Source organism: Campylobacter concisus, from assembly GCF_015230015.1.
Classification (GTDB): domain Bacteria; phylum Campylobacterota; class Campylobacteria; order Campylobacterales; family Campylobacteraceae; genus Campylobacter_A; species Campylobacter_A concisus_AF.
Genome location: NZ_JAAKZC010000008.1, coordinates 25,684 through 52,535 on the forward strand (window position 1 = coordinate 25,684; position 26,852 = coordinate 52,535).

Consider the following 26,852-nt stretch of genomic DNA (forward strand, 5'->3'; position numbering starts at 1 on the left):
ATGCATAGCGATAAGATAAAAGACGAACTGCTTCAATGTTTGGTGATCTTTACCAAACTTCACAATAACCCATATAGTGCCGATGCTTTAACTATCGGTCTGCCTGTAAAAGATGGCGAAGAGATCGAGCTTTTTTCACTAAAGAGCTCGAAGTCTTTATTTTCTCGTGCAGCTTCACGTGCTGGCTTTGCATCTACTCTTGTCAGAAAAGATCTTGATCAAATTTCGCCTTTAGTTTTGCCTTGTATCTTGATGCTTAGAGGCAAAAAAGCTTGCATCTTGCAATCTTTCAGCGAAGACAAAAAAATGGCAAACATCATCACGCCTGATCTTTCAACTGGCACCAGCACAATAGAAATAAATAAGCTAAAAGATGAGTATCTAGGCTATGCTTACTATCTAAAACGTGAATTTGTCCCAGAAGATACAAGCTCGACAAAGCTTATAGACGCTGGCAATGACCACTGGTTTTGGGGTACTTTAAAGCGATCTAAGAAAATTTACTTTGATGTCGTGATAGCAAGCTTTGTCATAAACTTATTTGTCCTTGCAAGCCCGCTCTTTACGATGAACGTCTATGACCGCGTTGTGCCAAATAACGCTGTTGAGACACTTTGGGTTCTAGCGCTTGGCGTGAGCGTCGTTTATGGCATCGATCTATTTTTAAAATTTGTTCGTTCATATTTTCTTGAGATCGCAGGCAAAAAGAGCGATATCATTATGAGCTCTATCTTGTTTGAGCGCGTAATGGATATGAAATTTAGCAATAAGCCAAAGTCAGTTGGTTCATTTGCCAGCAACTTGAAAGAATTTGACACAGTTAGAAATTTCTTCTCATCTGCGTCGCTTGCTGCCATTGTGGATCTGCCATTTGCGTTAATCTTCTTGATAGTTACCTACTTTATAGGAAGCTACCTTGTGCTTGTGCCTATTGTTATTATGATAGCTATTTTGTGCTATACATTTTTTATAAAAGATCCGCTTCAAAACGCGATTAAAAGCACATTTGAAGCTTCAGCTATGAAAAATGGAATTTTGATAGAGAGCCTTAGCAGCTTAGAGACCATTAAAACTCTTGGTGCTAGCGGCCATGTGCAGTGGAACTGGGAAGAAGCGACTGGCGAGATAGCAAACAGAAGTATCAAATCAAAAATAATCACTACTTCAATCACGACTGTTACGTCGTTTTTGGTACAGTTAAATACTATCGCTATCATCGTGCTTGGCGTTTATATGATACAAGATACACACCTTACTATGGGTGGTTTGATCGCTGCTGTTATGCTTAGTTCTCGTGCGATCGCCCCTATGGGTCAAGTGGCCTCACTAGCTGCAAATTTTGAGCAGACAAAGACAGCTTATCAAAGCCTTAGCAAGATCATGCAGATGCCAGTTGAAAGACCTGAGGGTAAGAAATTTGTTAGAAGAAATTCTTTTGATGGTAAGATAGAGTTTAAAAACGTGAGCTTTACTTATCCAGACACCACAAAAGGCTCACTTGATAGGATAAATTTTGTCATTCAGCCAGGCGAGAAAGTAGGCATCATTGGTAGAAATGGCTCTGGCAAGACAACCTTGCAAAAGATAATCCTAGGCCTTTACGCACCGACCGAGGGCTCAGTGCTGATCGATGGTATCGATATAAATCAGATAGACCCAGCTGACCTTAGAAGAAATATCGGCTACGTGCCGCAAGATGTTGTGCTATTTAAGGGAACGGTTAGAGAAAATATCGTTCAAAAAGCTCCATATGTCGATGATATGCAGATCATTAAGGCTGCTAAGGTAAGTGGCGTCGACGAATATGTCAATGCTCATCCACTTGGTTTTGATATGCCAGTGTTTGAAAGAGGCGATGGCATTAGCGGTGGTCAGCGTCAAAGTATAGCTGTGGCTAGGGCATTTTTGCTTGATAGTCCTATCATCTTGCTTGACGAGCCTACAAATTCGCTTGATAACACAGTTGAGAGCAAGCTAAAAGCAAATTTAAAGGTAAATACCGTAAATAAAACTATGATTTTAGTAACTCATAGAACATCGATGCTCGATCTTGTTGATAGGCTTATAGTGATGGATAACGGTAAAATTTTACTAGATGGTCCAAGAGACGAAGTTTTAGCTAGACTTAGTGGGAAGTGATTATGCAAGAAGATATAAAAAATCAACAAAATGAAAATTTAAAGCCAGACGAAAAGCCAGTTTCAAAAAGCGATATAAAAGAGCAAGAAAGTGCTGGAGATCAGATTTTAAATAGCATAGATGGCATCAAGTCAAACATCCAAGCAAAAAACTACGATGCCTATGACTTGAAATTTATGTCAAGCCTATCAGAGGCAGTTTTGGCGAAGGCTCCATCAACCTCAAAAAAGATACTTTATGCAGTTAGTATAACTGTATTTTGGCTACTTTTGTGGGCTTCATGGGCACAGATAGATGAGATAACAAGAGGTAGCGGCAAGATCATCCCATCAGGCAAAAACCAAGCGATACAAAACCTTGAGGGTGGTATCGTAGATCAAATTTTTGTAAAAGAGGGTGATGAGGTTAAAAAGGATCAGATCCTCATCAGACTTGATAATAAAAACTTTACAAGTAGCTATGGCGAGTCAAAACTAAGACTTGACGAGCTTCAAGCTAAATTTATGAGGCTTGATGCTGAAGCTAATGATAAAGAATTTGACTACAACGAAACAAGAGATGCGAATAATAGCAAGGCTGTAAGATACGAGATAAGCTTGCATAACTCAAACATAGATCACTTAAATGAGCAAATAGGAATTCTAACAGAACAGATCCATCAACGCCAAAGTGAGCTAAATGAGCTTAGAAATAAAATTTCTCAAACTCAAAATAGCTATAATCTTGTTTTAAAAGAAAAAGCGATCATGGAGCCTATCTTTAAAAAAGGTCTTGTTAGTGAGGTCGAGTATATCCAGCTTCAAAGACGTGTAAATGACCTAAAGGGCGAGCTTGATGCATCTGTGCTTGCCGTGCCAAGGGTCGAATCAACCATAAAAGAGGCGAAAAATAAGATAGAAGAGGCAAAGCTAGCATTTAAAAACAATGCAAAAAAAGAGCTAAACGAAGTCTCCGCTGAGATCGCAAGGATAAACGAGTCGCAAATCAGCCTAAGCGACAGGGTTGAAAGAACTTATGTAAGATCTCCGGTAAATGGTATCGTTAGTAAGATGATGGTGCATACCGTCTCAGGCGTTATCAAGCCAGGTGAAAATATCGCAGAGATCGTCCCACTAGAAGATAAACTCATCGCTGAGGTAAAGGTTAAGCCAGCTGATGTTGCGTTCTTAAGACCTGGACTTGATACGATGGTTAAATTTACGGCGTATGATTTTAGTATTTATGGCGGTTTAAAAGGCAAGGTAACACAGATCAGTGCCGATACCGAGACAAATGAAAAAACAGGCGAGAGCTACTATCTAGTTAGGATAGAAACTGAGAAAAACTATCTTGGTAGCGAAGAGAAGCCACTTAGGATCAAGGTAGGTATGATAGTTTCAGCTGATATCATCACTGGTAAAAAAACGATACTTGACTATCTGCTAAAACCTATCTTAAAAGCAAAACAAAATGCTTTAACGGAGCGATAATGCAAAAGTCAGCTAGTTTTGAGCGAAATTTTAGCGAATATCAAATTTCAAGAGCAAAACTGGCTGATGAATTTGTCATTGTAAATGATGGCAAAATATGCGATCTAATCGGAAGAGAGGTCGTTAAATTTCTCTTTAAAGACTGTGAAAAAAGCTTTGATGAGATGATGAATTTAAAAAGAGAAGAGCATATTAGCTTAGCTGGACTAAAGATGGAAGATGAGCTAGTAAGCAGCATTAAGATATCAATTAGTGGCTACGATGAAAATAGTGATAGCTTGGACTTTGATCTAAATTTGCTATCTCTTAGTGTGCCATATAGATACGCCATATCAAATGGTTGTTTTGAGATGAGTATATTTTTAAAAGAGAGTAGGGAAGTGGTTGAGAAATTCTTATCTACTTTTAGCTATAAATTTGAGGCAAATAGTGGCAAGGAGCGCCACGTGATCGTTTTCGTAAATGAGTCAAAAATTTACGAGCAAACCTATATGTGATATAAGGAAATATGGTTATGAATGTGGTTTTTTTTACTCAAAATGGTTCGCTTAATAATCTTTGGCGAGGATATTTTTCAGATGACGATGTGAAATTTACTCACAATAAAAAGGATTTTTTTGCAAATTTAAACGACGAGGTTGATATCGTCGGTATCGATACAAACGCTTTTAAAGATAGCCTTGATGAAAATATTAAAACGATTCATGAAAGTTTTCCAAATGTAAAATGTCTAATCCTTGCAAACGAACCAAAATTTAGTGAAGGCAAACATCTGCTAGCTCTTGGCGTTAAAGGATACGCAAACTCACACATGAGAAAAACGCACTTTGAAGATGCCTTTGAGACGATTTTAAATGGCAAAGTTTGGCTTTATCCAGAATTTATCCAAGCGATGATCGGAGAGCTAACTGGCTCATATATAAATAATGAAGGTGAAACTTTGGAGAAAAAGTCTGATCTAAGCGAGCTTAGCTCGCGCGAAAAAGAGATCGCAAACTTAATCTATCAAGGTCTAACAAACAATGAAATTTCAGAGCAAACAGGCATTACTTTAAGGACAGTAAAGGCGCATACTACGTCGATTTACAGCAAGCTAAATGTGAAAGATAGAATAGGTCTTGTACTTTTGATGAAGCAACTACATGCGTAAAATTTTGCTTCTTTTGTTTTTTATCTCTTCTCTTTTTGCAAATAATTTTGAAATTTCTCCAAAAAATATATCTCAATGTAAAAATCAAATTTGCAAAAATATCTTAAATCACTATGCAAATTTTATGAAAAAAATAGAACACGAAAGTTTTATAAGAAAGCTAGAGCTTATAAATTCATACTTAAATTCTTTAATGCCAAGATATGATGACTTTTACAATACAAATGTCGATGTGTGGAGCACTAGGGGCGAGTTTTTAAGGCGAGGTGGCGGAGACTGCGAAGAGTACGCGATATCAAAACGCGATAGCCTAAAAGATCTTGGCGTGGATAACCAAAAATGTCTTCTAGTCGTTCAGGAAAAAAACACAAAAAAATATCATATGGTGCTAGCTGTTTGGGAAAATTTACACAAAGAGCCTTTAATACTGGACAATCTAAGCTTTAGAGTTTTGCCGCTTTCGAAGCGTTATGACCTTGTGCCAGAGTATTGTTTGATGGATGGAAAATATTTTAAGATAAAAAAAGATGGCATAAATTTAGAGCCCGTAAATATAAGAATGCAAACTTACGAAAATTTGATAAAGAAGGAAAAAGAAGAGAAATTTTGGAAGAATTAATCTTCCAAGTCGATGTCTATTTTTTCAACATTTGTTGTAATATCTTTGGTGTTTTTCTCAATGTTGTGTTTATTTTTCTCGATTAGTGATCTGTTTTGACCTATAAGGTCTCTATTTTCTTTGATGCCATCACTGTTTTGCTCGATCATTTTACTTAACGTTGCTATCTTTTTTTCATAGCGGATCATTAAGAAGTAGATCACATAAATTAGCAGTAAAATTACCGCCCAAGGTAAAAATTGCATATTAAATCCTTTGTAATTTTTCGTAATTATAGAAATTTTAGCTTTTAAAAAAAATAAAACTATGAAAATATGAAATTTTATATATGTAAAATTTATCTTTGATTTTTGGTAAAAGGGGCTCAGATTAGTGGGCTGTTTTTGAATTTTGTTATAAATTTTATAAATTTTTGATTGCAAAAAAATTAGATGAAATATTTTTCAAAATCTTCTTGACTTTTATTTTATTTTGGGCTATAATTGCCACTTCACAAAACAGGTGCTGGTGTAGCTCAGTTGGTAGAGCTACTGCCTTGTAAGCAGTGGGTCGGCGGTTCAAGTCCGTTCACCAGCTCCATTTTGTAACAGTGTTTGACCAGAAAATACCAAAATAACTTATTAATGTTTAAGGTGAGATACTCAAGCGGCCAACGAGGGCAGACTGTAAATCTGCTGACTATGTCTTCCGTGGTTCGAATCCACGTCTCACCACCATTGTTATGCGGGAGTAGCTCAGTTGGCTAGAGCATCAGCCTTCCAAGCTGAGGGTCGCGGGTTCGAGCCCCGTTTCCCGCTCCAAAATTTGGGAAAGTAAACTGGGAGCTGTATCTAGATTTTACTAAACACAGTTATTCCATCTTTATTTTCATGAATTTTTAGTTGTTTGTATGTTGATTAAAATCATCTCAGCCAAGCGTTTTTCGCTCATATGGCTCAGAGGTAGAGCACTTCCTTGGTAAGGAAGAGGTCGCGGGTTCAAGTCCCGCTATGAGCTCCACTGGTTTATATGATTTTATATTACTATACGAATTTGAATTAGATAAAGACACATATCATAACGGAGGAAAAGATGGCTAAAGAAAAATTTTCACGCAACAAGCCACACGTAAACATAGGCACTATCGGTCACGTTGACCATGGTAAAACTACTTTAACAGCTGCAATATCTGCTGTTCTTTCACGCAAAGGTCTTGCTGAGCTAAAAGATTATGATAATATTGATAATGCTCCAGAAGAGAAAGAGCGTGGTATTACAATTGCTACTTCACACATTGAGTATGAGACAGAAAAACGTCACTATGCTCACGTTGACTGCCCAGGTCACGCCGACTATGTAAAAAATATGATTACAGGTGCTGCTCAAATGGACGGCGCTATTCTTGTTGTTTCTGCAGCAGACGGCCCAATGCCACAAACTAGAGAGCACATCTTGCTATCTCGCCAAGTTGGTGTTCCTTACATTGTTGTTTTCATGAACAAAGCAGATATGGTTGATGACGCTGAGTTACTTGAACTAGTTGAAATGGAAATTCGCGAACTACTTAACGAGTATAACTTCCCAGGTGATGATACTCCGATAGTTTCTGGTTCAGCACTTAAAGCTCTTGAAGAGGCAAAAGCTGGACAAGATGGTGAATGGTCAGCAAAAATTATGGAACTAATGGATGCAGTTGATAGCTATATCCCAACTCCAGTTCGTGCTACAGATAAAGATCTTCTTATGCCAATCGAAGACGTTTTCTCAATCTCAGGTCGTGGTACAGTTGTAACAGGTAGAATTGAGAAAGGTGTTGTTAAAGTTGGTGACACTATAGAAATCGTTGGTATCAAACCTACACAAACAACAACAGTTACTGGTGTTGAGATGTTTAGAAAAGAGATGGATCAAGGTGAAGCTGGTGATAACGTTGGTGTTCTTCTTCGTGGTACTAAAAAAGAAGACGTTGAACGTGGTATGGTTCTTTGCAAACCTAAATCAATTACTCCTCACACAAAATTTGAGGGTGAGGTGTATATCCTAACTAAAGAAGAGGGTGGTCGCCATACTCCTTTCTTTAACAACTATAGACCACAATTCTACGTAAGAACAACTGACGTTACTGGTTCTATTACATTACCAGAAGGCACAGAGATGGTTATGCCAGGTGATAACGTAAGAATTTCTGTTGAGCTTATAGCTCCAGTTGCACTTGAAGAAGGTACTCGTTTTGCTATCCGTGAAGGTGGTAGAACTGTTGGTTCAGGTGTTGTTTCAAAAATACTTGGTTAATTTATAAAATTATGCCAAAGGGGAAACCCTTTGGCTTTCTATAAGGAATATATATGAGAATTAAAATCGGTTTAAAATGCTCTGAGTGTGGTGATATCAATTATACTACTACAAAAAACAGCAAAACCACTACAGATAAGGTTGAGCTCAAAAAATATTGCCCAAGATTAAAAAAACATACTGTTCATAAAGAAGTTAAGTTAAAAAGCTAATTAAGAATAAGTAGCTATTAGGGCAATAGCTCCAACGGTAGAGCGCTGGATTCCAAATCCAATGGTTGGGGGTTCGAATCCCTCTTGCCCTGCCACAATTAAGGTTAAGATTATGGAAAAATTTATAAATTATATAAAGCTATCTAAATTGGAAATAATGAAAGTTATCTTTCCTACTAAAGAACAAATTAGAAATGCTTTTATTGCAGTTTTTATCGTGGTCGCTGTTGTTTCACTTTTTTTAGCTCTTGTTGATGTTGTTATGTCCTTTGTTCTTTCTAAAGTTATATAGGGTAAGGAAAAATAATGTCACATAAATGGTATGCTATACAAACTTACGCTGGTAGCGAAATGGCAGTAAAAAGAGGAATTGAAAATTTAGTTAGAGATCACGGTATCGAAGATCAACTAAAAGAAGTTATAGTTCCTACAGAAGACGTAATAGAGATAAAAAACGGTAAGCAAAAAATTAATGAAAGAACTCTTTATCCTGGATATGCTTTTGCATGTTTAGATCTTGATACAGCTCTTTGGCATAAGATTCAGTCTTTACCAAAGGTTGGACGTTTTATTGGTGAGGCAAAAAAGCCTACGCCATTGACTGAAAAAGATATAAATACTATCTTGGAGAAAGTTCAAAAAAGAGCGGCACCAAAACCTAAAATATTTTTTGAGGATGGTGAAAGTGTTCGCATAACAGAAGGTCCTTTTGCTAACTTTACAGGTATCGTTGAAGAATACGATATGATACATGGTAAGCTTAGACTCAATGTTTCTATTTTTGGTAGAAGTACCCCTGTTGATATTTTGTATTCACAAGTTGAGAAGATAATTTAAGGAGCAAGAAATGGCTAAAAAAGTTATAGGTGAAATAAAATTACAAATTGCCGCAACAAAAGCAAATCCTAGCCCGCCAGTTGGTCCAGCATTAGGACAAAAGGGCGTTAATATTATGGAATTTTGTAAAGCCTTTAATGAAAAAACAAAAGATATGGTTGGATTTAATATCCCGGTCGTTATAACAGTTTATGCTGATAAAAGTTTTACATTTATCACAAAGCAACCACCTGCTACAGACCTTATTAAGAAGGCTGCGGGTATAACAAAAGGAACAGACAATCCTTTAAAAAATAAAGTAGGTAAATTAACAAAAGCTCAAGTTTTAGAAATTGTTGAGAAAAAACTTGTTGATTTAAATACAAATGATAAAGAGCAAGCAGCTAAGATTATTGCTGGTTCAGCTCGTTCAATGGGTGTCGAAGTAGTAGACTAAAACCTTTACCGTCAGGTTGATTTTCAAAAGACGGAAGCAATTTATATGCGGAGAAATTTATGGGAAAAACTAGTAAGAGATTTCAAGAATTGCTCAAAAAAGTAGAGCAAGATAAAATTTATAACCTTAGCGAGGCTATCGATACTGTTAAAACTCTAGCTTCTGCTAAATTTAATGAGACAGTTGAGATTGCATTGAAATTAAATGTTGATCCAAGACATGCTGATCAAATGGTTCGTGGTTCAGTTGTTTTACCAGCTGGCACAGGCAAAGTTGTAAGAGTTGCTGTTATAGCAAAAGATGCTAAAGCTGATGAGGCAAAAGCTGCTGGTGCTGACATAGTTGGTGCTGATGATCTAGTTGAGGATATCCAAAAAGGTATAATGAACTTTGATGTTCTTATAGCTACTCCAAATTTAATGGGTCTTGTAGGTAAAGTTGGTAGAATTTTAGGACCTAAAGGTTTAATGCCAAATCCAAAAACTGAAACAGTTACAATGGATGTTGCACAAGCTGTTAATAATGCAAAAAGTGGACAAGTAAATTTCCGTGTTGATAAGCAAGGAAATATACATGCAGGTCTTGGTAAGGTCAATTTTACTAAAGAGCAATTAAATGAAAATATTTCAACATTTATTAAAGCTATTAATAAGCATAAACCTGCGACTGCAAAAGGTAGATATGTAAAAAATGCTTCATTGTCTTTAACAATGAGCCCTTCTGTAACTCTTGATACTCAAGAAGTTATGGATTTAAAATAAGAATTTAGAGAAATTTATATCTTAGATTGGAGATAGCCGAGGCCATTGGGCTTAATTGATTCGACCCGCTCTGCTTGAAATTACCGGTCGGAAAGGAGAAAAAGTGACACGTAACGAAAAAACTGAAGTTGTTGCAAAATTAGAGAGTGAATTTAAAACTGCTGAAGCTATTGTAGTTTGTGACTATCGTGGTCTTTCAGTTAAAAAACTTGAAGTTTTAAGAAATTCTGCAAAAGAACAAAATGTAAAAGTTCAAGTTATTAAAAATACTCTTGCAAATATTGCTCTTAAAAATTCTGATAAAGTCGGAATGGAACTCAAAGATACAAATATCTATCTTTGGAGTGAAGATCAATTAGCAGTAACTAAAGTAGCCGCAAAATTTGAAGAGTCAAATTCTGATTTTTTCAAAATTAAAACAGCTTATATTGATGGCGAAGTTGCAAGCGTTGATAAAGTTAAAGCTCTATCTAAAATGCCTAGCCGTGATGAGCTTATTGCGATGCTTTTGCAAGTTTGGAATGCGCCAATTCAAAATTTCACAATTGGTTTGAATGCGCTTAAAGAGAAAAAAGAACAATCAGCTTAATTAAATTAAAAATAATAAGGATAAAAAATGGCAATTACAAAAGAAGACGTATTAGAGTTTATATCTAATCTTTCTGTACTTGAACTTAGCGAACTTGTAAAAGAGTTTGAAGAGAAATTTGGTGTTAGCGCAGCTCCTGTAATGGTAGCTGGCGGTGCAGTTGCTGCAGGCGGTGCAGCTGCTGCTGAAGAAAAAACAGAATTTAACATTGTTTTGGTTGATTCTGGTGATAAGAAAATCAACGTTATTAAGGTTGTTAGAGCACTTACTGGTCTTGGTCTTAAAGAGGCTAAAGACGCAGTTGAAGGAACTCCATCTGTTCTTAAAGAAGGCGTTAGCAAAGACGAAGCTGAAGCAGCTAAAAAAGAGCTTGAAGAGGCTGGTGCTAAGGTTGAACTTAAATAATTTTTTATTATTTAGGCTTAATATTTCAAGAGAGGGCAGAGGCTCTCTCTTTTTTAAATTTTAGATGCCTTGTTAAAAGGCTATACTTTTCTTTCAAAATTACCACGAGGTAGATGCAATGTTAAATAGCTTATACTCAGGAAATCGTCTTAGGGTTGACTTCTCTAATGTCGTTAAAGAGATAGATGTTCCGAACCTACTACAACTACAAAAAAAGAGTTTTGATAATTTTTTAAATCTAAATAACAATCAAACAGAAAGCGGTATCGAAAAAGTTTTTAAGTCGATTTTCCCTATACATGATCCGCAAAATCGTTTGACTTTAGAATATGTTAGCTCAGAAATTGGAAAACCAAAATATACAATCAGAGAGTGTATAGAAAGAGGTCTTACATACTCTGTAAATTTAAAAATGAAAATACGCCTTATCGTCCATGAAAAAGATGATAAAACCGGAGATAAAGTTGGCGTTAAAGATATAAAAGAGCAAGAAATTTTCATACGTGAAATTCCATTGATGACAGATAGAATTTCATTTATTATAAATGGTGTTGAGCGTGTTGTTGTAAATCAGCTTCATAGAAGTCCTGGTGTTATCTTTAAACAAGAAGAGAGTGCGACTGTTGCAAATAAACTTATCTACACAGCTCAAATAATCCCAGATCGTGGCTCTTGGTTACACTTTGAATATGACACAAAAGATATTTTATATGTTAGGATAAATAAGCGCAGAAAAGTGCCTGTAACTATCTTGTTTAGGGCATTAGGATATAAAAAACAAGACATTATTAAGCTATTTTATCCAATACAAAATTTAACGATAAAAAATAATAAATTCTTAACTCTTTTTAACCCAGAGGACTATCTAGGAAGAGTTGAGTATGATATAAAAAATGAAGCGGGCGATGTTCTTCATCAAGCTGGCAAGCGTCTAACAAAGAAAAAAGCTGATAAATTAATCGAAGATGGCGTTAAATTTGTCGAATATCCGATCGAAGCACTTATCGGCAGGTATTTAGCAAACCCTGTGATAAACACAGAAAGCGGCGAAATTTTATATGACACACTATCTGCTCTTGATGAGAATAAACTTGCAAAAATTTTAGCTGAGCATGAAAGTATTGAGATCATAAACAACTCTGCAGCTGGTGTTGATGATGCTATCATAAATTCATTTATCGCTGACAATGATATGCTTAAAGTTTTAAAACAAACCGAGGGCGTTGATGATGAAAATGACCTTGCTGCGATTAGAATTTATAAGGTTATGAGACCTGGCGAGCCAGTAGTTAAAGAGGCCGCAAAGAGCTTTGTAAATGATATATTATTTAACCCTGAAAGATACGACTTAACAAAAGTTGGTCGTATGAAGATGAATCACAAGCTTTCGCTTGATGTGCCAGAGTACGTTACTTTGCTAACTAGCGAAGATATCATCAAAACTGCAAAATATCTTATAAAAGTTAAAAATGGACAAGGCCACATTGATGACCGCGATCACCTTGGTAACCGCCGTATAAGATCTATCGGTGAGCTACTTGCTAGTGAGCTACACCTTGGCTTTGTCAAGATGCAAAAGGCTATCCGTGATAAATTTACAAGCCTGAGCAACAATACTGACGAGATCATGCCTTATGATCTTATCAATCCAAAAATGATTACAGCAACAATTATGGAATTTTTCACAGGCGGTCAGTTAAGTCAGTTTATGGATCAGACAAACCCACTTAGTGAGGTTACTCATAAGCGCCGTCTATCTGCGCTTGGTGAGGGCGGCTTGGTAAAAGAGCGTGCCGGCTTTGAAGTGCGTGACGTTCACCCAACTCACTACGGCAGAATTTGTCCGGTTGAGACTCCAGAAGGTCAAAATATCGGTCTTATCAACACTCTTTCAACTTATGCAAAAGTAAATGAGCTTGGCTTTGTTGAGGCGCCTTATAAAAAGGTCGTTGATGGCAAGGTGACAGATGAGATAGTCTATCTAACAGCGACACAAGAAGAGGGTAATGTTATCGCTCCAGCATCAACTAAGCTTGATGAAAATGGACATATCGTTGAGGATTTGATCGAGGTCAGAAAAGAGGGCGAGATGATGCTTGCTCGTAGAGAAGATGTTACCTTGATCGACCTTTGCTCTGGTATGATAGCTGGTGTTGCGGCTTCGCTTATCCCATTCCTAGAGCACGACGACGCTAACCGTGCGCTTATGGGTTCAAACATGCAACGTCAAGCAGTGCCACTACTTCGTTCAACTGCTCCTATTGTTGGAACAGGTATGGAGAGTGTTATCGCAAGAGATGCTTGGGAGAGTGTAAAAGCAAAACGTGGAGGCGTGGTTGAAAAGGTTGATAATAAAAACATCTTTATCCTTGGTGAAGATGAAGCTGGTCCATATATCGATCACTACTCTTTAGAGAAAAATTTAAGAACAAACCAAAATACGACATTTTCACAACATCCGATCGTTAAAAAAGGCGACGAGATCCAGGCTAATCAAATCATAGCTGATGGCCCAAGCATGGAAAAAGGTGAGCTAGCTATCGGTAAAAACGCACTAATCGCGTTTATGCCTTGGAATGGCTACAACTACGAGGATGCGATCGTTATTAGTGAAAAAATGATACGTGAAGATGCCTTTACGAGCGTTCATATCTATGAAAAAGAGATCGAGGCTCGTGAGCTAAAAGACGGCGTTGAAGAGATAACAAAAGATATACCAAACGTCAAAGAAGAGGAGCTTATGCACCTTGATGAAAGTGGTATCGTTAAAATCGGTACAGAGATCAAGCCTGGCATGATCCTTGTTGGTAAAGTATCTCCAAAAGGCGAAGTTAAGCCAACTCCAGAAGAGAGATTACTTCGTGCTATCTTTGGTGAAAAAGCAGGCCATGTTGTAAATAAATCGCTCTATGCTTCAGCTTCAATGGAAGGCGTGGTTGTTGATGTTAAAATTTTCACTAAAAAAGGCTATGAAAAAGATAGCAGAACAAACAAGGCTTATGAAGAAGAGAAGACGCTTTTAGAAAAAGAGCATCACGATAGACTGCTTATGCTAGACCGCGAAGAGATGCTAAAAGTTACAGCACTTCTTTCTAAAAACCCACTAGCGAGCGATCAAGAGGTAAATAAAAAAGAGTATAAAAAAGGCTCAAAGATCAACAAGGCTGACTTTGAGAATATCAACAGATTTACCCTAAATGCTATCGTAAAGAGCTTTTCGAAAGATATCCAAAAGAAATATGATGAGCTAAAAAATTACTTCCAAAATGAGAAGAAAAAGCTTAAAGAAGAGCACGACGCTAAGATAGAAATTTTAGAAAAAGATGATATTTTGCCAAGCGGCGTTGTAAAACTTGTAAAAGTTTATATAGCTACAAAACGCAAACTAAAAGTTGGCGATAAGATGGCTGGACGTCACGGTAACAAAGGTATCGTTTCAAATATAGTTAGAGAAGTCGATATGCCGTATCTTCCAAGCGGTCAGATTGTTGATATCGTGCTAAACCCACTAGGCGTTCCAAGCCGTATGAACATCGGTCAAATTTTAGAGAGCCACCTTGGTCTTGTTGGTTACCGCTTAGGCGAGCAGATCAATGAAATTTTTGAGACCAAAAAAGGCGAGTGGATAAAAGAGCTAAGAGCTAAGATGATAGAGATTGCAAGTGTTGCTAAGCTAATGGACGCTAAAAAAGCTCTTGGTAAGATGAGCGATGAGAAGCTTCTTGAGTATGCAAAAGATTGGAGCAATGGCGTAAGATTTGCAACTCCGATTTTTGAAGGCGTTAAGGCTGACGAATTTGCAAAACTATTTGAGATGGCAAAGATAGATAGCGATGGTAAAACTGAGCTATATGACGGACGCACAGGCTCAAAGATAAGAGAACGCGTTAATGTTGGTTGTATGTATATGCTAAAACTTCACCACTTGGTTGATGAAAAAGTTCACGCAAGAAGTACTGGACCATACAGCCTTGTTACACAACAACCTGTCGGTGGTAAGGCGCTATTTGGTGGTCAAAGGTTTGGTGAGATGGAGGTTTGGGCACTTGAGGCTTATGGTGCTGCTCATACACTAAGAGAGATGCTAACTGTAAAATCAGACGATGTTGAGGGAAGACTTTCGGCTTACAAAGCTTTAACAAGAGGTGAAAACGTTCCTGAGACTGGTATCCCTGAGACGTTCTTTGTTCTAACAAACGAGCTAAAATCACTAGCTCTTGATGTGGAAGTATATGATGAGGATGAGACAAATGAAACTAACTAATTTAAAACCAGTTGAGATAAAAGAAGAGCATAGACCTCGTGATTTTGAAGCTTTCCAACTTCGTTTAGCAAGTCCTGAGAAGATAAAATCCTGGAGCTATGGCGAGGTTAAAAAACCAGAAACTATCAACTACCGCACGCTAAAACCTGAGCGTGACGGTCTGTTTTGTGCCAAAATTTTCGGACCGATCCGCGACTACGAGTGTCTTTGTGGTAAATATAAAAAGATGCGCTACAAAGGTATCAAATGCGAAAAGTGCGGCGTTGAAGTAACAACATCTAAAGTTCGTCGTTCTCGCATGGGTCACATCGAGCTTGTAACTCCAGTGGCTCATATCTGGTATGTAAATTTCTTGCCAAGCCGTATAGGTGCGCTTCTTGGTATCAAGATGAAAGACCTTGAGCGCGTACTTTACTATGAGGCATACATTGTTGATAATGCTGGCGAGGCTTATTATGACAATGAAAATTCTAAAAAAGTTGAAAAATATGATGTTTTAAACGAGGAGCAATATCAAAGCCTAGCTTCAAGATATGAAGAGACTGGCTTTAGTGCTAGAATGGGTGGCGAGGTCATCTATGATATGCTAGCTGAGCTTGATCTAACTCAAATTTTAAATCAGCTACAAGAAGAGATGGAGGCTACAAATTCTGAGGCCAAGAAAAAGACTATCGTAAAACGTCTAAAGGTTATCGAGAGCTTTTTAAATTCAGGCAACCGCCCAGAGTGGATGATGATAACAAATTTACCAGTTCTTCCACCTGATCTTAGACCTCTTGTTAATCTTGATGGCGGTAAATTTGCTGTTTCAGATGTAAATGATCTATATCGTCGTGTGATAAATAGAAATAGCCGTCTAAAACGCCTACTTGAGCTTGACGCACCTGAGATCATTATCAGAAACGAAAAGAGAATGCTTCAAGAGGCTGTTGATGCGCTATTTGACAATGGCCGCAGAGCAAACGCAGTAAAAGGTGCAAATAAGCGCCCATTAAAATCACTAAGCGAGATCATCAAAGGCAAGCAAGGCCGTTTCCGTCAGAATTTGCTAGGTAAGCGTGTTGATTTCTCTGGACGTTCTGTTATCGTCGTTGGTCCAAAGCTAAAGATGGATCAGTGCGGTCTTCCAAAGAAGATGGCTTTAGAGCTATTTAAGCCACATTTGCTTGCTCGCCTTGAAGAAAAAGGTTATGCGACAACTGTTAAGCAAGCTAAAAAGATGATAGAGGATAAGACAAATGAGGTTTGGGAGTGCCTAGAAGAGGTCGTTAAGGACTATCCGGTTATGCTAAACCGTGCTCCGACACTTCACAAGCTTTCTATTCAGGCATTTCACCCAGTGCTTGTTGAGGGCAAGGCGATCCAGCTTCACCCACTAGTTTGTGCGGCTTTCAACGCTGACTTCGACGGCGACCAAATGGCTGTTCACGTGCCACTATCTCAAGAGGCTATCGCTGAGTGCAAAATTTTGATGCTTAGCTCAATGAACATCTTGCTTCCTGCAAGCGGTAAGGCCATCACAGTCCCTTCACAAGATATGGTTTTGGGAATTTATTACCTAAGCTTAGAGAGAAATGACGAAAAAGGTGCAAATAAAATTTTCTCAAGCGTTGATGAAGTAATGATCGCTGAAGAGGCTAATACTCTTGGCCTTCACGCTAAGATCAAAACAATGGTTGATAACAAGATCATCTTTACAACGGCTGGTCGCTTGATCCTAAGAGCGATACTACCTGATTTTGTCCCTGATAATATGTGGAATAAGATCATGAAGAAAAAAGACATTGCAAATTTGGTTGATTATGTTTATAGAAATGGCGGCCTTGAAGTAACGGCCGACTTCCTTGATAAGCTTAAAAATTTAGGCTTTAGATATGCTACAAAAGCGGGAATTTCTATCTCTATCGCAGACATCATCGTGCCAGATAGCAAGCAAAAGTATATCGACGAAGCTAAGAAAAAAGTTCGTGAAATTCAAAAGCAATATGGCGCTGGTCTTTTAACAGATAGTGAGAGATACAATAAGATCATCGATATCTGGACAGATACAAACAATAGCGTCGCAAGCGAGATGATGAAGCTTATTCAAAGTGACAAGGGTGGATTTAACTCAATTTATATGATGGCTGACTCAGGTGCAAGAGGTAGTGCAGCGCAAATTCGCCAGCTAGCTGGTATGCGTGGTCTTATGGCAAAACCGGACGGCTCGATTATCGAAACACCGATCATTTCAAACTTCCGTGAAGGTCTAAACATAATGGAGTACTTCAACTCAACCCACGGAGCTAGAAAAGGTCTTGCAGATACCGCGCTAAAAACTGCCAACGCTGGTTACCTAACAAGAAAGCTAATCGACGTTGCTCAAAACGTTAAAGTGACAATGCACGACTGCGGTACTCACGAGGGCGTTGAGATCACAGATATCACAGAGAGTGGCGAGCTAATAGAGAGCCTTGAAGAGAGAGTATTAGGCCGTGTTTTAGCAGATGATGTGATCGATCCTATAACAAATGAAATTTTATTTAGTGAAGGCACATTGCTTGATGAAGAGAAAGCTAAGGCTATAACAGAAGCTGGCATAAAATCAGTAAGCATTAGAACACCTATCACATGCAAGGCGCCAAAAGGCGTTTGCGCAAAATGCTACGGCTTAAATTTGGGTGAGGGCAAACTTGTAAAACCAGGCGAGGCTGTTGGTATCATCTCGGCTCAATCAATCGGTGAGCCAGGTACTCAGCTAACGCTAAGAACATTCCACATTGGTGGTACGGCTTCTACTGAGCAACAAGACCGCCAAGTCATTGCTCAAAAAGAGGGCTTTATTAGGTATTACAACCTTAGTACATACGAGAACAACGGCAAGAAGATCGTTGCAAACAGAAGAAGTGCAGCTGTACTACTTGTTGAGCCAAAGATAAAATCAACAATTGATGGTAAAATCGAGATCGAATATGCTCACGAAGACGTAAATATCGTGATCAAAGGCAAAAAAGAAGAGATTAAATATACTATCAGAAGAAACGACCTTGCTAAGCCAAATGAACTAGCTGGTGTTAGCGGTAAGATCGAAGGCAAGATGTATATCCCTTACGTAAATGGCGACAAAGTAAAAGAGAATGAGAGTATTGTCGAGATCATAAAAGAGGGTTGGAATATTCCAAATCGTATCCCATACGCAAGTGAGCTTAAAATTTCAGACGGCGATCCAGTAACTCGCAAAATTTTAGCTGACGCAAATGGTGTTGTTAAATTTTTCATACTAAAAGGCGACTTCCTTGATAGACTAAAAGATATCAAAAAAGGTCACAAAGTAACTGAAAAAGGCTTCTTTGTTGTCGTTTCTGATAAGGATGGACGTGAAGCAGTTCGCCACTACATCCCAAGAAATTCTATCATTCAAGTATCAGATAATGATGCGGTAGAAAGAGCGACAGTGGTCTCACTACCTGAAAAAGATGACAAGCTAATAATCGCTGAGTGGGATCCATACTCAACTCCAACTATCGCAGAAGAAGCTGGTGTGGTTAGCTTTGAGGATGTCGAGCCAGGATATAGCGCGACTGAGCAAGCTGACGAGGCAACTGGTCAAAGACGTCTTGTTATCAATGAGTATCTGCCAAGTGGCGTAAAACCAGCGATCATTATCACTACAAAGAGTGGACATTTGATCAAGTATCCACTTGATCCAAAAACTGCGATCTTTGTTTCAAGTGGCGATGAAGTAGCTCAGGCTGACATTTTGGCTAAAACTCCAAAAGCTGTTGCTAAGTCAAAAGATATCACTGGTGGTCTTCCAAGGGTTAGTGAGCTATTTGAAGCAAGACGCCCTAAAAATACAGCTATCGTTGCAGAGATCGATGGCGTTGTTAGATTTGACAAGCCACTTCGCTCAAAAGAGCGCATCATTATCCAAGCAGAAGATGGCACGACAGCTGAGTATTTGATCGAAAAGAGCCGTCAGATCCAAGTAAGAGATGGCGAATTTGTCCATGCCGGTGAGAAACTGACAGACGGACTTATCTCAAGCCATGATATCTTAAGAATTCTTGGCGAAAAGGCACTTCACTACTATCTAATCAGTGAAATTCAGCAAGTTTATCGCCGCCAAGGTGTTGCGATCGCTGATAAGCACATCGAGATCATTGTCTCTCAAATGCTACGCCAAGTCAAAATAGTCGATAGTGGAAATACAAATTTCATCGTCGGTGACATGGTTTCAAGAAACAAATTTAAAGAAGAGAATGAGCGCATTATGAAAATGGGTGGCGAGCCAGCTATCGCTGAGCCGATCCTCCTTGGTGTTACAAGAGCAGCTATCGGAAGTGATAGTGTGATCTCTGCTGCGTCATTCCAAGAGACAACTAAGGTCTTAACAGAAGCCTCAATCGCTGCTAAATTTGACTATCTTGAAGATCTAAAAGAGAATGTCATCCTTGGACGTATGATCCCAGTTGGTACTGGTTTTTACAAAGATAAAAAGATAAAGATCAAAGAAAACTAATATATTAAGCCCCGTTTTTGGGGCTTAATTCTCTTATAAATTTATCCACTTAAATTTAGAAAATTTCAAAATTTACAAGCCGTTAATCAATATTAAATAAAATCCCTAACTAAAAATATGTAACGGAGATATTATGAAAAATGTCGATCTTGGTCTTTTATTTTTGCGTTTAGGCCTTGGAATTTGCCTTTTTATGCACGGCTTTGGCAAAATTTTACACGGGCTTGGCGGCGTAAAGAGCATTTTAATTGATGCTGGGCTACCTAGTTTTCTGGCATATTTTGCTTATCTTAGCGAGGTTTTGGCCCCTATAATGATCGCTGTTGGCTTTTACTCAAGGCTTGGCGCGCTCCTAGTTTTTGGCTCTAGTCTTGTCATTTTGTATTCATATTTTGGTTTATCAAATTTACTTGAACTAACTAATGTAAATGGTTTTAAAGCAGAGCTTATATATCTTTATATCGCTATATCACTTTGCATCATCTCAACTGGCAGCGGCAAATACGCTATCAAGCAAGACTGATCTAAATTTAGCACATATTAAATGTGCTAAATTTTCACACATTTTATTTAAAATTTAAATTTAGTTTATTTTTTTATAACACTTTAAGTTTATTGCCTTTAAATTTGAAAATTATCTCAAATTTAAAGGATACACGATGGAACAGACAAAAAAAGAGCCTTCGTTTCTGCTAGCCCTTACGCCTATCTTGGTTATGATCGTAGGTCTTGCGCTTGGCGTTGGTTATATGAAGCTAAAGGTTGAGCCGATCATTTTGATAGCTGCCCTCGTGGCTGGTGGCATCGCTTGGAGACTAGGATATAGCTGGAGCGAGCTTCAAGAAGGGGTGATAGAGAAAATTTCAAGCTCACTCCCGGCACTTATGATACTTTGGGCGGTCGGTCTGCTTATTGGCTCATGGGTATTTTCAGGCACCATCCCTATGATCATCTACTACGGTGTGGATCTTATAAGTCCGCAGTATCTAGTCCTAACCGCTTTTGTCATCGCAGCTATCATCTCAACTGTAACTGGCACGTCTTGGGGTTCTGCTGGCACAGTTGGCGTCGCTATTATGGGCATAGCTCAAGGTCTTGATGTAAATTTAGCCGCAACTGCTGGCGCGGTAGTCGCAGGAGCTTACTTTGGCGACAAGCTCTCTCCGCTCTCAGATACGACAAATCTAGCTCCGATAGCAGCTGGCTCAGAGCTTTATGAGCACATCAGACATATGTTTTATACAACTATCCCAGCAACTATCGTTGCGATAGCGGCTTATCTATTTTTTGGAAGCGAGGCTGCAAGTAGTGGCGCAAATGTTTCAGAGTCGGTTTTGGCGCTTCAAGGTCAGCTTGATAAAATTTTTCACTGGAACATCATCTTGCTTTTGCCTGTGCTTTTTGTCTTGGCTGGCTCGGTGCTAAAGTGGCCAACCATCCCAGTAATGATCATCGCATCTCTATTTTCAGTGCTTCTTGGTGTGATCGTTCAAGATTTTAGCTTTAAAAATGGCTTTATCTCAGTGATGACTGGCTTTAACGTCACGATGAGCGGCATTAATATGGAGTTTTCAAAAGATATCACGAAGCTTCTAAATAGAGGCGGCGTGAGCTCGGTAAATTCAACCACCATCCTAGTCATCTGCGCTATGGGCTTTGCTGGTATCATCTCAAAAACTGGCATGCTTACAAAGGTGCTTCACACCATCATGGCAAAGGTCAAATCAACAGCAGGCGTCATCATCTCGACTATCGGATCATGCCTAACTGTCGCATTTGTCACAGGTAGCTCATATCTTTCTATCCTCATTCCTGGCGAGATGTTTAAGGACTTTTATAAAGAGAAAAATTTAGCAGCCAAAAACCTATCAAGAACACTTGAAGACTCTGGCACCGTTATCGTCCCGCTCATACCTTGGTCAGCAGCAGGCGCATATATGACAGCTACACTTGGAGTGCCAACGGTAGAGTACTTGCCTTGGGCGATACTAAACTACATGGGCGTTGTCTTTGCTATCATTTTAGCACTTACTGGCATCGGCATAGCTAAGATAAATAAGGATGCCAAATGATACTTATAAAAAATGCCAAAATTTACTCGCCAAAATTTCTCGGCACAAAAGATATATTTATATGTAACGGCAAGATCGTCTGCATAGCTGAAAATATAGAGCCAAATTTACCAAATGTAAAGGTGATCGACGCTTCAAATTTAGTAGCCATACCAGGTCTTATCGATAAGCACGTGCATATCACTGGAGGCGGCGGAGAGGGCGGCTTTAAGACTAGGGTGCCTGAGATCATGCTATCAAATTTAATAGAAGCTGGCATAACGACAGCAGTTGGCCTACTTGGAACTGACAGCACGACAAGAAGCGTTGAAAATTTAGTCGCAAAAGCTCACGCACTAAACGACGAGGGCATCACATGCTACGCTCACACAGGCGCATACAGCTCCAAAACGCCAACCATAACTGGTGAGATCGAAAAAGATATTGTCTTTGTTGATCTCATAATCGGAACCAAGCTAGCTATAAGCGACCACCGCTCATCAAGCGTGAGTAAAGATGAGCTAGCTCACATCGTTTCAGCCGGCAGGGTCGCTGGTATGATCAGCTCAAAGTCAGGCCACACCACGCTTCACATGGGTGACGGCAAGAAGGGTTTAAATTTGATCTACGAAGTGTTAAATGAGTATGACATGCCGATCACTCTATTTCAGCCAACGCACATAAATAGAAACGAAGAGCTTTTTAAACAAAGCTTTAAATTTATAAAAGATGGCGGATATATCGACTTTACCTGCATGCCGGGTCTTACGCCACTTGAAGCTGTAAAGCGCATCAAAAAAGAGAATTTACCGACAAATAAGATAACCATTAGCTCAGACGGCTTTGGCAGCTACTCTAGCTATGATAGCGAAGGAAATTTACTAAAAATAGGCATCGCTAGCGTTAAGAGCCTATATGAAGAGTTTATAAATTTTATAAAAGATGGCTTTAGTATCGAAGAAGCGTTGCCATATTTTACGACAAACGTGGCAAGAAGCGTGGCCTTGCAAAACAAAAAAGGCGAGATAAAAGAGGGCTTTGATGCGGATATTTTACTAGTGGGTGATGAGCTTGATATTAAATTTGTCGTTGCAAAGGGTAAAATTTTAAAAGATGACAGTGGTTTTATAAAAAAAGGAACTTATGAATAAAACTAACTTATTAACCGTTATTTAAGCTTTTTTTAAATAAAATTAGGTCTTTTTAATAAATTTAGTTGAAAGGAATTATTGTGCCAACCATAAATCAATTGGTCAGAAATGAACGCAAGAAAGTGACTGTTAAGTCAAAATCTCCAGCGTTAAAAGAGTGCCCTCAAAGAAGAGGAGTTTGCACTAGGGTTTATACTACAACTCCTAAAAAACCAAACTCAGCTTTGAGGAAAGTTGCCAAAGTTAGGCTTACAAGCGGTTTTGAAGTCATCAGCTATATCGGCGGTGAAGGTCACAACCTACAAGAACACAGTATCGTTTTAGTTCGCGGCGGTAGGGTTAAAGACTTACCAGGTGTTAAATATCACATCGTTCGTGGCGCACTTGATACTGCTGGTGTTGCAAAAAGAACAGTTTCTCGTTCTAAATATGGTGCAAAACGCCCTAAAGCTGGCGCTGCTGCTCCAAAAAAGTAAAAAATTAGGTTCGCAGACGTTGCTTAAATTTGCAAACGTTTGAGTAAAATTTCATAAAAATTTGAAGGAAAAATCAAAATGAGAAGAAGAAAAGCTCCTGTAAGGGAAGTTTTACCTGATCCGATTTACGGAAATAAAATAATCACTAAATTTATTAATTCTCTTATGTATGATGGCAAAAAAAGCGTCGCTACAGAGATAATGTATGGTGCTATTAAAGCTATCGAAAAGAAAAATGCTGAGGTTAAAGGCATCGACGTTTTTAACGACGCTATCGAAAATGTAAAACCTATTTTAGAAGTTAAATCACGCCGTGTTGGTGGTGCTACTTATCAAGTGCCAGTTGAGGTTCGCCCAGCTCGCCAACAAGCTCTTGCTATCCGCTGGCTTATAACTTTTGCTAGAAAAAGAAGCGAAAGAACAATGGTTGATAAACTAGCAAATGAGCTTTTAGATGCGGCAAATTCAAAAGGTGCATCTTTCAAGAAGAAGGAAGATACTTACAAGATGGCAGAGGCTAATAAAGCATTTGCTCACTACCGCTGGTAAGAAAGAATTAGTATGGCAGAGAGAAAAACGCCTTTACATAAGGTAAGAAATATCGGTATTGCGGCTCACATTGATGCTGGAAAAACAACTACCAGCGAGAGAATTTTGTTCTTCACTGGTATGAGCCATAAGATAGGTGAGGTTCATGATGGTGCTGCTACTATGGACTGGATGGAGCAAGAAAAAGAGCGTGGTATTACTATTACATCGGCTGCAACTACAGCGTTTTGGAAGGGCTACCAAGTAAACCTAATCGACACTCCGGGACACGTTGACTTTACTATCGAAGTTGAGCGTTCTATGCGTGTTCTTGACGGTGCTGTTGCGGTATTTTGTTCTGTTGGTGGTGTTCAGCCACAGTCTGAAACTGTTTGGAGACAAGCAAATAAATATCACGTACCAAGAATCGTTTTTGTCAATAAAATGGACAGAATTGGTGCAAATTTCTTTAGAGTTGAAGAGCAAATCAGAGAAAGATTAAAAGCAAATCCAGTGCCTATTCAAATTCCAATCGGTGCAGAGGATAACTTTAAAGGCGTGGTTGATCTTGTAAGAATGAAAGCATACGTTTGGAATGACGAGAAAAAGCCAACTGATTATGTTGAAGAAGAAATTCCAGCTGAAGTCAAAGATAAGGCTGAAGAATACCGCGCAAAACTAATCGAAGCTGTTTCTGAGACAGATGATAGTTTGATGGAGAAATTCTTTGCAGGTGAAGAGCTGACTGAAGAAGAGATCAAAAAAGGTATAAAAGCAGGCTGCTTAAGAATGACTATCACGCCTATGCTTTGCGGAACTGCGTTTAAGAACAAAGGCATCCAGCCTCTACTTGATGCTGTTGTTGATTATTTACCAGCTCCAGATGAGATTGCAGCGATAAATGGTGTTTATGAAGATGGTACTGAAGTGACTGTTGAAAGTACAGATGATGGCGAATTTGCCGCTCTTGCGTTTAAGATCATGACTGACCCATTTGTTGGACAGCTAACATTTATCCGTGTTTATAGAGGAAGCCTTGAAAGTGGTAGCTACGCTTACAACACAGTTCAAGACTGCAAAGAGAGAATCGGCCGCTTACTAAAAATGCACTCAAATAAACGTGAAGAGATTACCGAGCTTTTTGCTGGTGAAATCGGTGCTGTTGTTGGTCTAAAAAATACTCTAACTGGTGATACTCTTGCAAGCGAAAAAGATAAAGTTATCCTTGAGAGAATGGACTTCCCAGAGCCAGTTATTAGCGTTGCAGTTGAGCCAAAAACAAAGGCAGACCAGGAAAAAATGGCAATAGCACTTCAAAAACTAGCTCAAGAAGATCCAAGTTTTAGAGTTAGTACTGATGAAGAGAGCGGACAAACTATTATTAGCGGTATGGGTGAGCTTCACCTAGAGATCATTGTTGATCGTATGCTTCGTGAATTTAAAGTAGATGCTGAAGTTGGACAACCACAAGTTGCTTATCGCGAGACTATCCGTAAGGCAGTTGAGCAAGAGTACAAGTACGCAAAACAATCAGGTGGTCGTGGTCAATATGGTCACGTATTCTTACGGATCGAGCCGCTTCCAGCTGCTAGTGGATTTGAATTTGTTAATGATATCAAAGGTGGTGTTGTTCCAAAAGAATATATCCCAGCTGTTGAAAAAGGTTGTAAAGAAGCACTTCAAAGCGGTGTTCTTGCTGGATATCCAGTTGAAGATGTTAAAGTTACACTATTTGATGGTAGCTACCACGAAGTTGACTCATCTGAAATGGCATTTAAACTTGCTGCTTCAATGGGCTTTAAAGAGGGTGCTAGAAAAGCAGGTGCGGTTATTCTTGAGCCTATGATGAAAGTTGAAGTTGAGACTCCAGAAGAGTATATGGGTGATGTTATCGGTGACCTTAACAAACGCCGTGGCCAAGTAAATTCAATGGATGATAGAAATGGTGTAAAAATCATTGCAGCTTACTGCCCACTAGCGCAAATGTTTGGCTACTCAACAGATCTTCGCTCAATGACTCAAGGTCGTGCGACTTACTCAATGGAATTTGATCACTACGAGGAAGTTCCTAAAAACGTAAGTGAGGAGATTATTAAAAAGAGAAATGGCTAATTAGTCAAAATAGGGCAGAGTGATCTGCCCTTTAAAATTTAATCACTTGGATAAAAATTTAAACTAACTTGCAAATTTGTCCTCATAGCTCAGCTGGATAGAGCGCAGAATTCCTAATTCTGAGGTCGTGAGTTCGAACCTCGCTGGGGACACCATTCCTGCTTTAAATACTATGTCGCAACAATCTTTGTAAGAGCGTTTTAACCTTTCATATTAAATTTTATATTTTTTATAAGTAACTAGCTTTGACATATAAATAAATTTATTTTTCTTCTTAATGAATTATTTGTATGGTTTATTATTAATAAATTTTATCAACAAAAATTTTATATATTTAATAATCCATGCTAACATTTCAAAAATTTATTTAAGGAGAGTAGATGAAAAAAATTTTACTTTTAGGAGCTGTTTGTTGTATGTTGTCAGCTGACATCAAAACCGTTAATATAAGCCCAGATGAGATCAAAAAATATGATCAGATTGTCGATATTAGAACTCCATCTGAGTGGCAAGAGACTGGCATCATAGCTGGTGCGAAGACCATCACTTTTGATCCAAGCGACAAGAGTGCATTTTTAGATGAGCTTTCAAAGGCAGTTGATATCAAAAAGCCTATCGCTCTTGTTTGTAGAAGTGGCAGAAGGAGCACAGCAGCAGCTGCAGCGATAGATAGCTCAGATCTTAAGATTATAAATTTAGATGGTGGTATGAGTAGTTTGATCGAGCAAGGCTACAAAACTACACCTTATAAAAAATAGACAAATTTCTAAATTTCACATTTGACTACAGGATAAATTTATTTTGTAGTCAAAATTTATACTAAATAATAAATTTTATTATTTGATTAACCAGTGATTAACTCTAAGTCAATATAATTTCAT

23 protein-coding genes and 6 tRNA genes are annotated in these 26,852 nt (G+C 38.5%); 28 read left to right on the forward strand and 1 reads right to left on the reverse strand.

Annotation, left to right across the window (positions count from 1 at the left end):
• The 5 genes from G6W42_RS05685 (at position 1) to G6W42_RS05705 (ending at position 5,377) form a co-directional block, all read left to right on the forward strand.
• Positions 1 to 2,139 carry a type I secretion system permease/ATPase gene (locus G6W42_RS05685; protein WP_194173278.1) on the forward strand — a complete coding sequence of 713 codons (2,139 nt, stop codon included), beginning with the start codon at positions 1 to 3 and terminating at the stop codon, positions 2,137 to 2,139.
• 2 nt (positions 2,140 to 2,141) lie between these two features.
• The gene (locus tag G6W42_RS05690) at positions 2,142 to 3,608 is read left to right on the forward strand and encodes an HlyD family type I secretion periplasmic adaptor subunit (protein WP_194173279.1); all 1,467 of its coding nucleotides are present in this window, start codon (positions 2,142 to 2,144) and stop codon (positions 3,606 to 3,608) included.
• On the forward strand, positions 3,608 to 4,105 hold the full coding sequence (locus tag G6W42_RS05695; protein WP_194173280.1) for a DUF5416 family protein: 498 nt from the start codon (positions 3,608 to 3,610) through the stop codon (positions 4,103 to 4,105). The genes G6W42_RS05690 and G6W42_RS05695 overlap by 1 nt, the downstream gene beginning before the upstream one ends.
• 17 nt (positions 4,106 to 4,122) lie before the next feature.
• The gene (locus G6W42_RS05700; RefSeq protein ID WP_194173281.1) at positions 4,123 to 4,758 is read left to right on the forward strand and encodes a response regulator transcription factor; all 636 of its coding nucleotides are present in this window, start codon (positions 4,123 to 4,125) and stop codon (positions 4,756 to 4,758) included.
• A gap of 124 nt (positions 4,759 to 4,882) precedes the next feature.
• On the forward strand, positions 4,883 to 5,377 hold the full coding sequence (locus G6W42_RS05705; protein WP_223227820.1) for a transglutaminase-like cysteine peptidase: 495 nt from the start codon (positions 4,883 to 4,885) through the stop codon (positions 5,375 to 5,377).
• Here the strand turns inward: G6W42_RS05705 and G6W42_RS05710 are convergent.
• Positions 5,374 to 5,622, reverse strand: a complete 249-nt coding sequence (locus tag G6W42_RS05710; protein WP_002941090.1) for a hypothetical protein — start codon at positions 5,620 to 5,622, stop codon at positions 5,374 to 5,376. The genes G6W42_RS05705 and G6W42_RS05710 overlap by 4 nt on opposite strands.
• Before the next feature lie 258 nt (positions 5,623 to 5,880).
• Between G6W42_RS05710 and G6W42_RS05715 the strand changes: the two genes are divergently transcribed.
• From G6W42_RS05715 to G6W42_RS05825, 23 genes are all read left to right on the forward strand, one after another.
• Positions 5,881 to 5,956: transfer RNA gene (locus G6W42_RS05715), tRNA-Thr, on the forward strand.
• A 52-nt stretch (positions 5,957 to 6,008) separates the two neighbouring features.
• Positions 6,009 to 6,093, forward strand: a tRNA-Tyr gene (locus G6W42_RS05720).
• A gap of 7 nt (positions 6,094 to 6,100) precedes the next feature.
• Positions 6,101 to 6,177: transfer RNA gene (locus G6W42_RS05725), tRNA-Gly, on the forward strand.
• Positions 6,178 to 6,301: 124 nt separating this feature from the next.
• Positions 6,302 to 6,376, forward strand: a tRNA-Thr gene (locus G6W42_RS05730).
• Positions 6,377 to 6,448: 72 nt separating this feature from the next.
• Positions 6,449 to 7,648 (forward strand): elongation factor Tu, encoded by a 1,200-nt coding sequence (gene tuf / locus G6W42_RS05735; protein ID WP_002941132.1) that lies wholly within the window; start codon positions 6,449 to 6,451, stop codon positions 7,646 to 7,648.
• Between the two features lie 53 nt (positions 7,649 to 7,701).
• Complete coding sequence (gene rpmG / locus G6W42_RS05740) at positions 7,702 to 7,860, forward strand: 50S ribosomal protein L33 (protein ID WP_002941157.1); 159 nt, start codon at positions 7,702 to 7,704, stop codon at positions 7,858 to 7,860.
• 19 nt (positions 7,861 to 7,879) lie between these two features.
• Positions 7,880 to 7,955, forward strand: a tRNA-Trp gene (locus tag G6W42_RS05745).
• A 17-nt stretch (positions 7,956 to 7,972) separates the two neighbouring features.
• A complete protein-coding gene (gene secE, locus G6W42_RS05750) occupies positions 7,973 to 8,152 on the forward strand; it encodes a preprotein translocase subunit SecE (protein ID WP_187422320.1) in 180 nt (59 codons plus the stop codon).
• Positions 8,153 to 8,163: 11 nt separating this feature from the next.
• Complete coding sequence (gene nusG / locus G6W42_RS05755) at positions 8,164 to 8,697, forward strand: transcription termination/antitermination protein NusG (protein ID WP_180385147.1); 534 nt, start codon at positions 8,164 to 8,166, stop codon at positions 8,695 to 8,697.
• Positions 8,698 to 8,707: 10 nt separating this feature from the next.
• Positions 8,708 to 9,133, forward strand: a complete 426-nt coding sequence (gene rplK / locus G6W42_RS05760; RefSeq protein ID WP_002941145.1) for a 50S ribosomal protein L11 — start codon at positions 8,708 to 8,710, stop codon at positions 9,131 to 9,133.
• Positions 9,134 to 9,192: 59 nt separating this feature from the next.
• The gene (gene rplA, locus G6W42_RS05765; RefSeq protein ID WP_194173282.1) at positions 9,193 to 9,894 is read left to right on the forward strand and encodes a 50S ribosomal protein L1; all 702 of its coding nucleotides are present in this window, start codon (positions 9,193 to 9,195) and stop codon (positions 9,892 to 9,894) included.
• Positions 9,895 to 9,997: 103 nt separating this feature from the next.
• Positions 9,998 to 10,483, forward strand: coding sequence for a 50S ribosomal protein L10 (gene rplJ, locus G6W42_RS05770; RefSeq protein ID WP_103572171.1), 486 nt, complete (start codon positions 9,998 to 10,000; stop codon positions 10,481 to 10,483).
• Positions 10,484 to 10,510: 27 nt separating this feature from the next.
• Entirely contained in the window at positions 10,511 to 10,888 is a 378-nt protein-coding gene (gene rplL / locus G6W42_RS05775) for a 50S ribosomal protein L7/L12 (RefSeq protein ID WP_012001504.1), read from the forward strand.
• A gap of 118 nt (positions 10,889 to 11,006) precedes the next feature.
• A complete protein-coding gene (gene rpoB / locus G6W42_RS05780; protein ID WP_194173283.1) occupies positions 11,007 to 15,152 on the forward strand; it encodes a DNA-directed RNA polymerase subunit beta in 4,146 nt (1,381 codons plus the stop codon).
• The gene (rpoC, locus tag G6W42_RS05785; RefSeq protein WP_194173284.1) at positions 15,139 to 19,653 is read left to right on the forward strand and encodes a DNA-directed RNA polymerase subunit beta'; all 4,515 of its coding nucleotides are present in this window, start codon (positions 15,139 to 15,141) and stop codon (positions 19,651 to 19,653) included. Before rpoB ends, rpoC begins: the two co-directional genes overlap by 14 nt.
• Before the next feature lie 133 nt (positions 19,654 to 19,786).
• Positions 19,787 to 20,176 (forward strand): DoxX family protein, encoded by a 390-nt coding sequence (locus tag G6W42_RS05790; protein WP_194173285.1) that lies wholly within the window; start codon positions 19,787 to 19,789, stop codon positions 20,174 to 20,176.
• 136 nt (positions 20,177 to 20,312) lie between these two features.
• Positions 20,313 to 21,725, forward strand: coding sequence for a Na+/H+ antiporter NhaC (gene nhaC, locus G6W42_RS05795; protein ID WP_194173286.1), 1,413 nt, complete (start codon positions 20,313 to 20,315; stop codon positions 21,723 to 21,725).
• Positions 21,722 to 22,855, forward strand: coding sequence for a beta-aspartyl-peptidase (iadA, locus tag G6W42_RS05800; RefSeq protein ID WP_194173287.1), 1,134 nt, complete (start codon positions 21,722 to 21,724; stop codon positions 22,853 to 22,855). The genes nhaC and iadA overlap by 4 nt, the downstream gene beginning before the upstream one ends.
• Positions 22,856 to 22,935: 80 nt before the next feature.
• Positions 22,936 to 23,331: a 30S ribosomal protein S12 gene (gene rpsL / locus G6W42_RS05805; protein WP_002941121.1), complete on the forward strand. Its 396-nt coding sequence runs from the start codon at positions 22,936 to 22,938 to the stop codon at positions 23,329 to 23,331.
• Between the two features lie 78 nt (positions 23,332 to 23,409).
• Positions 23,410 to 23,880, forward strand: a complete 471-nt coding sequence (rpsG, locus tag G6W42_RS05810) for a 30S ribosomal protein S7 (protein WP_002941142.1) — start codon at positions 23,410 to 23,412, stop codon at positions 23,878 to 23,880.
• A 12-nt stretch (positions 23,881 to 23,892) separates the two neighbouring features.
• Entirely contained in the window at positions 23,893 to 25,971 is a 2,079-nt protein-coding gene (gene fusA / locus G6W42_RS05815) for an elongation factor G (protein WP_021090006.1), read from the forward strand.
• 78 nt (positions 25,972 to 26,049) lie between these two features.
• Positions 26,050 to 26,126, forward strand: a tRNA-Arg gene (locus tag G6W42_RS05820).
• Positions 26,127 to 26,351: 225 nt separating this feature from the next.
• Complete coding sequence (locus G6W42_RS05825) at positions 26,352 to 26,729, forward strand: rhodanese-like domain-containing protein (protein ID WP_194173288.1); 378 nt, start codon at positions 26,352 to 26,354, stop codon at positions 26,727 to 26,729.
• Positions 26,730 to 26,852: the final 123 nt, after the last annotated feature.

Excerpts from the sequence above, each read along its gene's own strand:
- G6W42_RS05695 (WP_194173280.1), top strand. The coding sequence starts at position 3,608 with ATGCAAAAGTCAGCTAGTTTTGAGCGAAATTTTAGCGAATATCAAATT.
- iadA (WP_194173287.1), top strand. The coding sequence starts at position 21,722 with ATGATACTTATAAAAAATGCCAAAATTTACTCGCCAAAATTTCTCGGC.
- nhaC (WP_194173286.1), top strand. The coding sequence starts at position 20,313 with ATGGAACAGACAAAAAAAGAGCCTTCGTTTCTGCTAGCCCTTACGCCT.
- G6W42_RS05710 (WP_002941090.1), bottom strand. The coding sequence starts at position 5,622 with ATGCAATTTTTACCTTGGGCGGTAATTTTACTGCTAATTTATGTGATC.
- rplA (WP_194173282.1), top strand. The coding sequence starts at position 9,193 with ATGGGAAAAACTAGTAAGAGATTTCAAGAATTGCTCAAAAAAGTAGAG.
- G6W42_RS05685 (WP_194173278.1), top strand. The coding sequence starts at position 1 with ATGCATAGCGATAAGATAAAAGACGAACTGCTTCAATGTTTGGTGATC.
- rpmG (WP_002941157.1), top strand. The coding sequence starts at position 7,702 with ATGAGAATTAAAATCGGTTTAAAATGCTCTGAGTGTGGTGATATCAAT.
- secE (WP_187422320.1), top strand. The coding sequence starts at position 7,973 with ATGGAAAAATTTATAAATTATATAAAGCTATCTAAATTGGAAATAATG.
- fusA (WP_021090006.1), top strand. The coding sequence starts at position 23,893 with ATGGCAGAGAGAAAAACGCCTTTACATAAGGTAAGAAATATCGGTATT.
- rpoB (WP_194173283.1), top strand. The coding sequence starts at position 11,007 with ATGTTAAATAGCTTATACTCAGGAAATCGTCTTAGGGTTGACTTCTCT.
- rpoC (WP_194173284.1), top strand. The coding sequence starts at position 15,139 with ATGAAACTAACTAATTTAAAACCAGTTGAGATAAAAGAAGAGCATAGA.
- G6W42_RS05705 (WP_223227820.1), top strand. The coding sequence starts at position 4,883 with ATGAAAAAAATAGAACACGAAAGTTTTATAAGAAAGCTAGAGCTTATA.
- G6W42_RS05790 (WP_194173285.1), top strand. The coding sequence starts at position 19,787 with ATGAAAAATGTCGATCTTGGTCTTTTATTTTTGCGTTTAGGCCTTGGA.
- rpsG (WP_002941142.1), top strand. The coding sequence starts at position 23,410 with ATGAGAAGAAGAAAAGCTCCTGTAAGGGAAGTTTTACCTGATCCGATT.
- tuf (WP_002941132.1), top strand. The coding sequence starts at position 6,449 with ATGGCTAAAGAAAAATTTTCACGCAACAAGCCACACGTAAACATAGGC.
- G6W42_RS05690 (WP_194173279.1), top strand. The coding sequence starts at position 2,142 with ATGCAAGAAGATATAAAAAATCAACAAAATGAAAATTTAAAGCCAGAC.
- G6W42_RS05825 (WP_194173288.1), top strand. The coding sequence starts at position 26,352 with ATGAAAAAAATTTTACTTTTAGGAGCTGTTTGTTGTATGTTGTCAGCT.
- rplL (WP_012001504.1), top strand. The coding sequence starts at position 10,511 with ATGGCAATTACAAAAGAAGACGTATTAGAGTTTATATCTAATCTTTCT.
- rplK (WP_002941145.1), top strand. The coding sequence starts at position 8,708 with ATGGCTAAAAAAGTTATAGGTGAAATAAAATTACAAATTGCCGCAACA.
- G6W42_RS05700 (WP_194173281.1), top strand. The coding sequence starts at position 4,123 with ATGAATGTGGTTTTTTTTACTCAAAATGGTTCGCTTAATAATCTTTGG.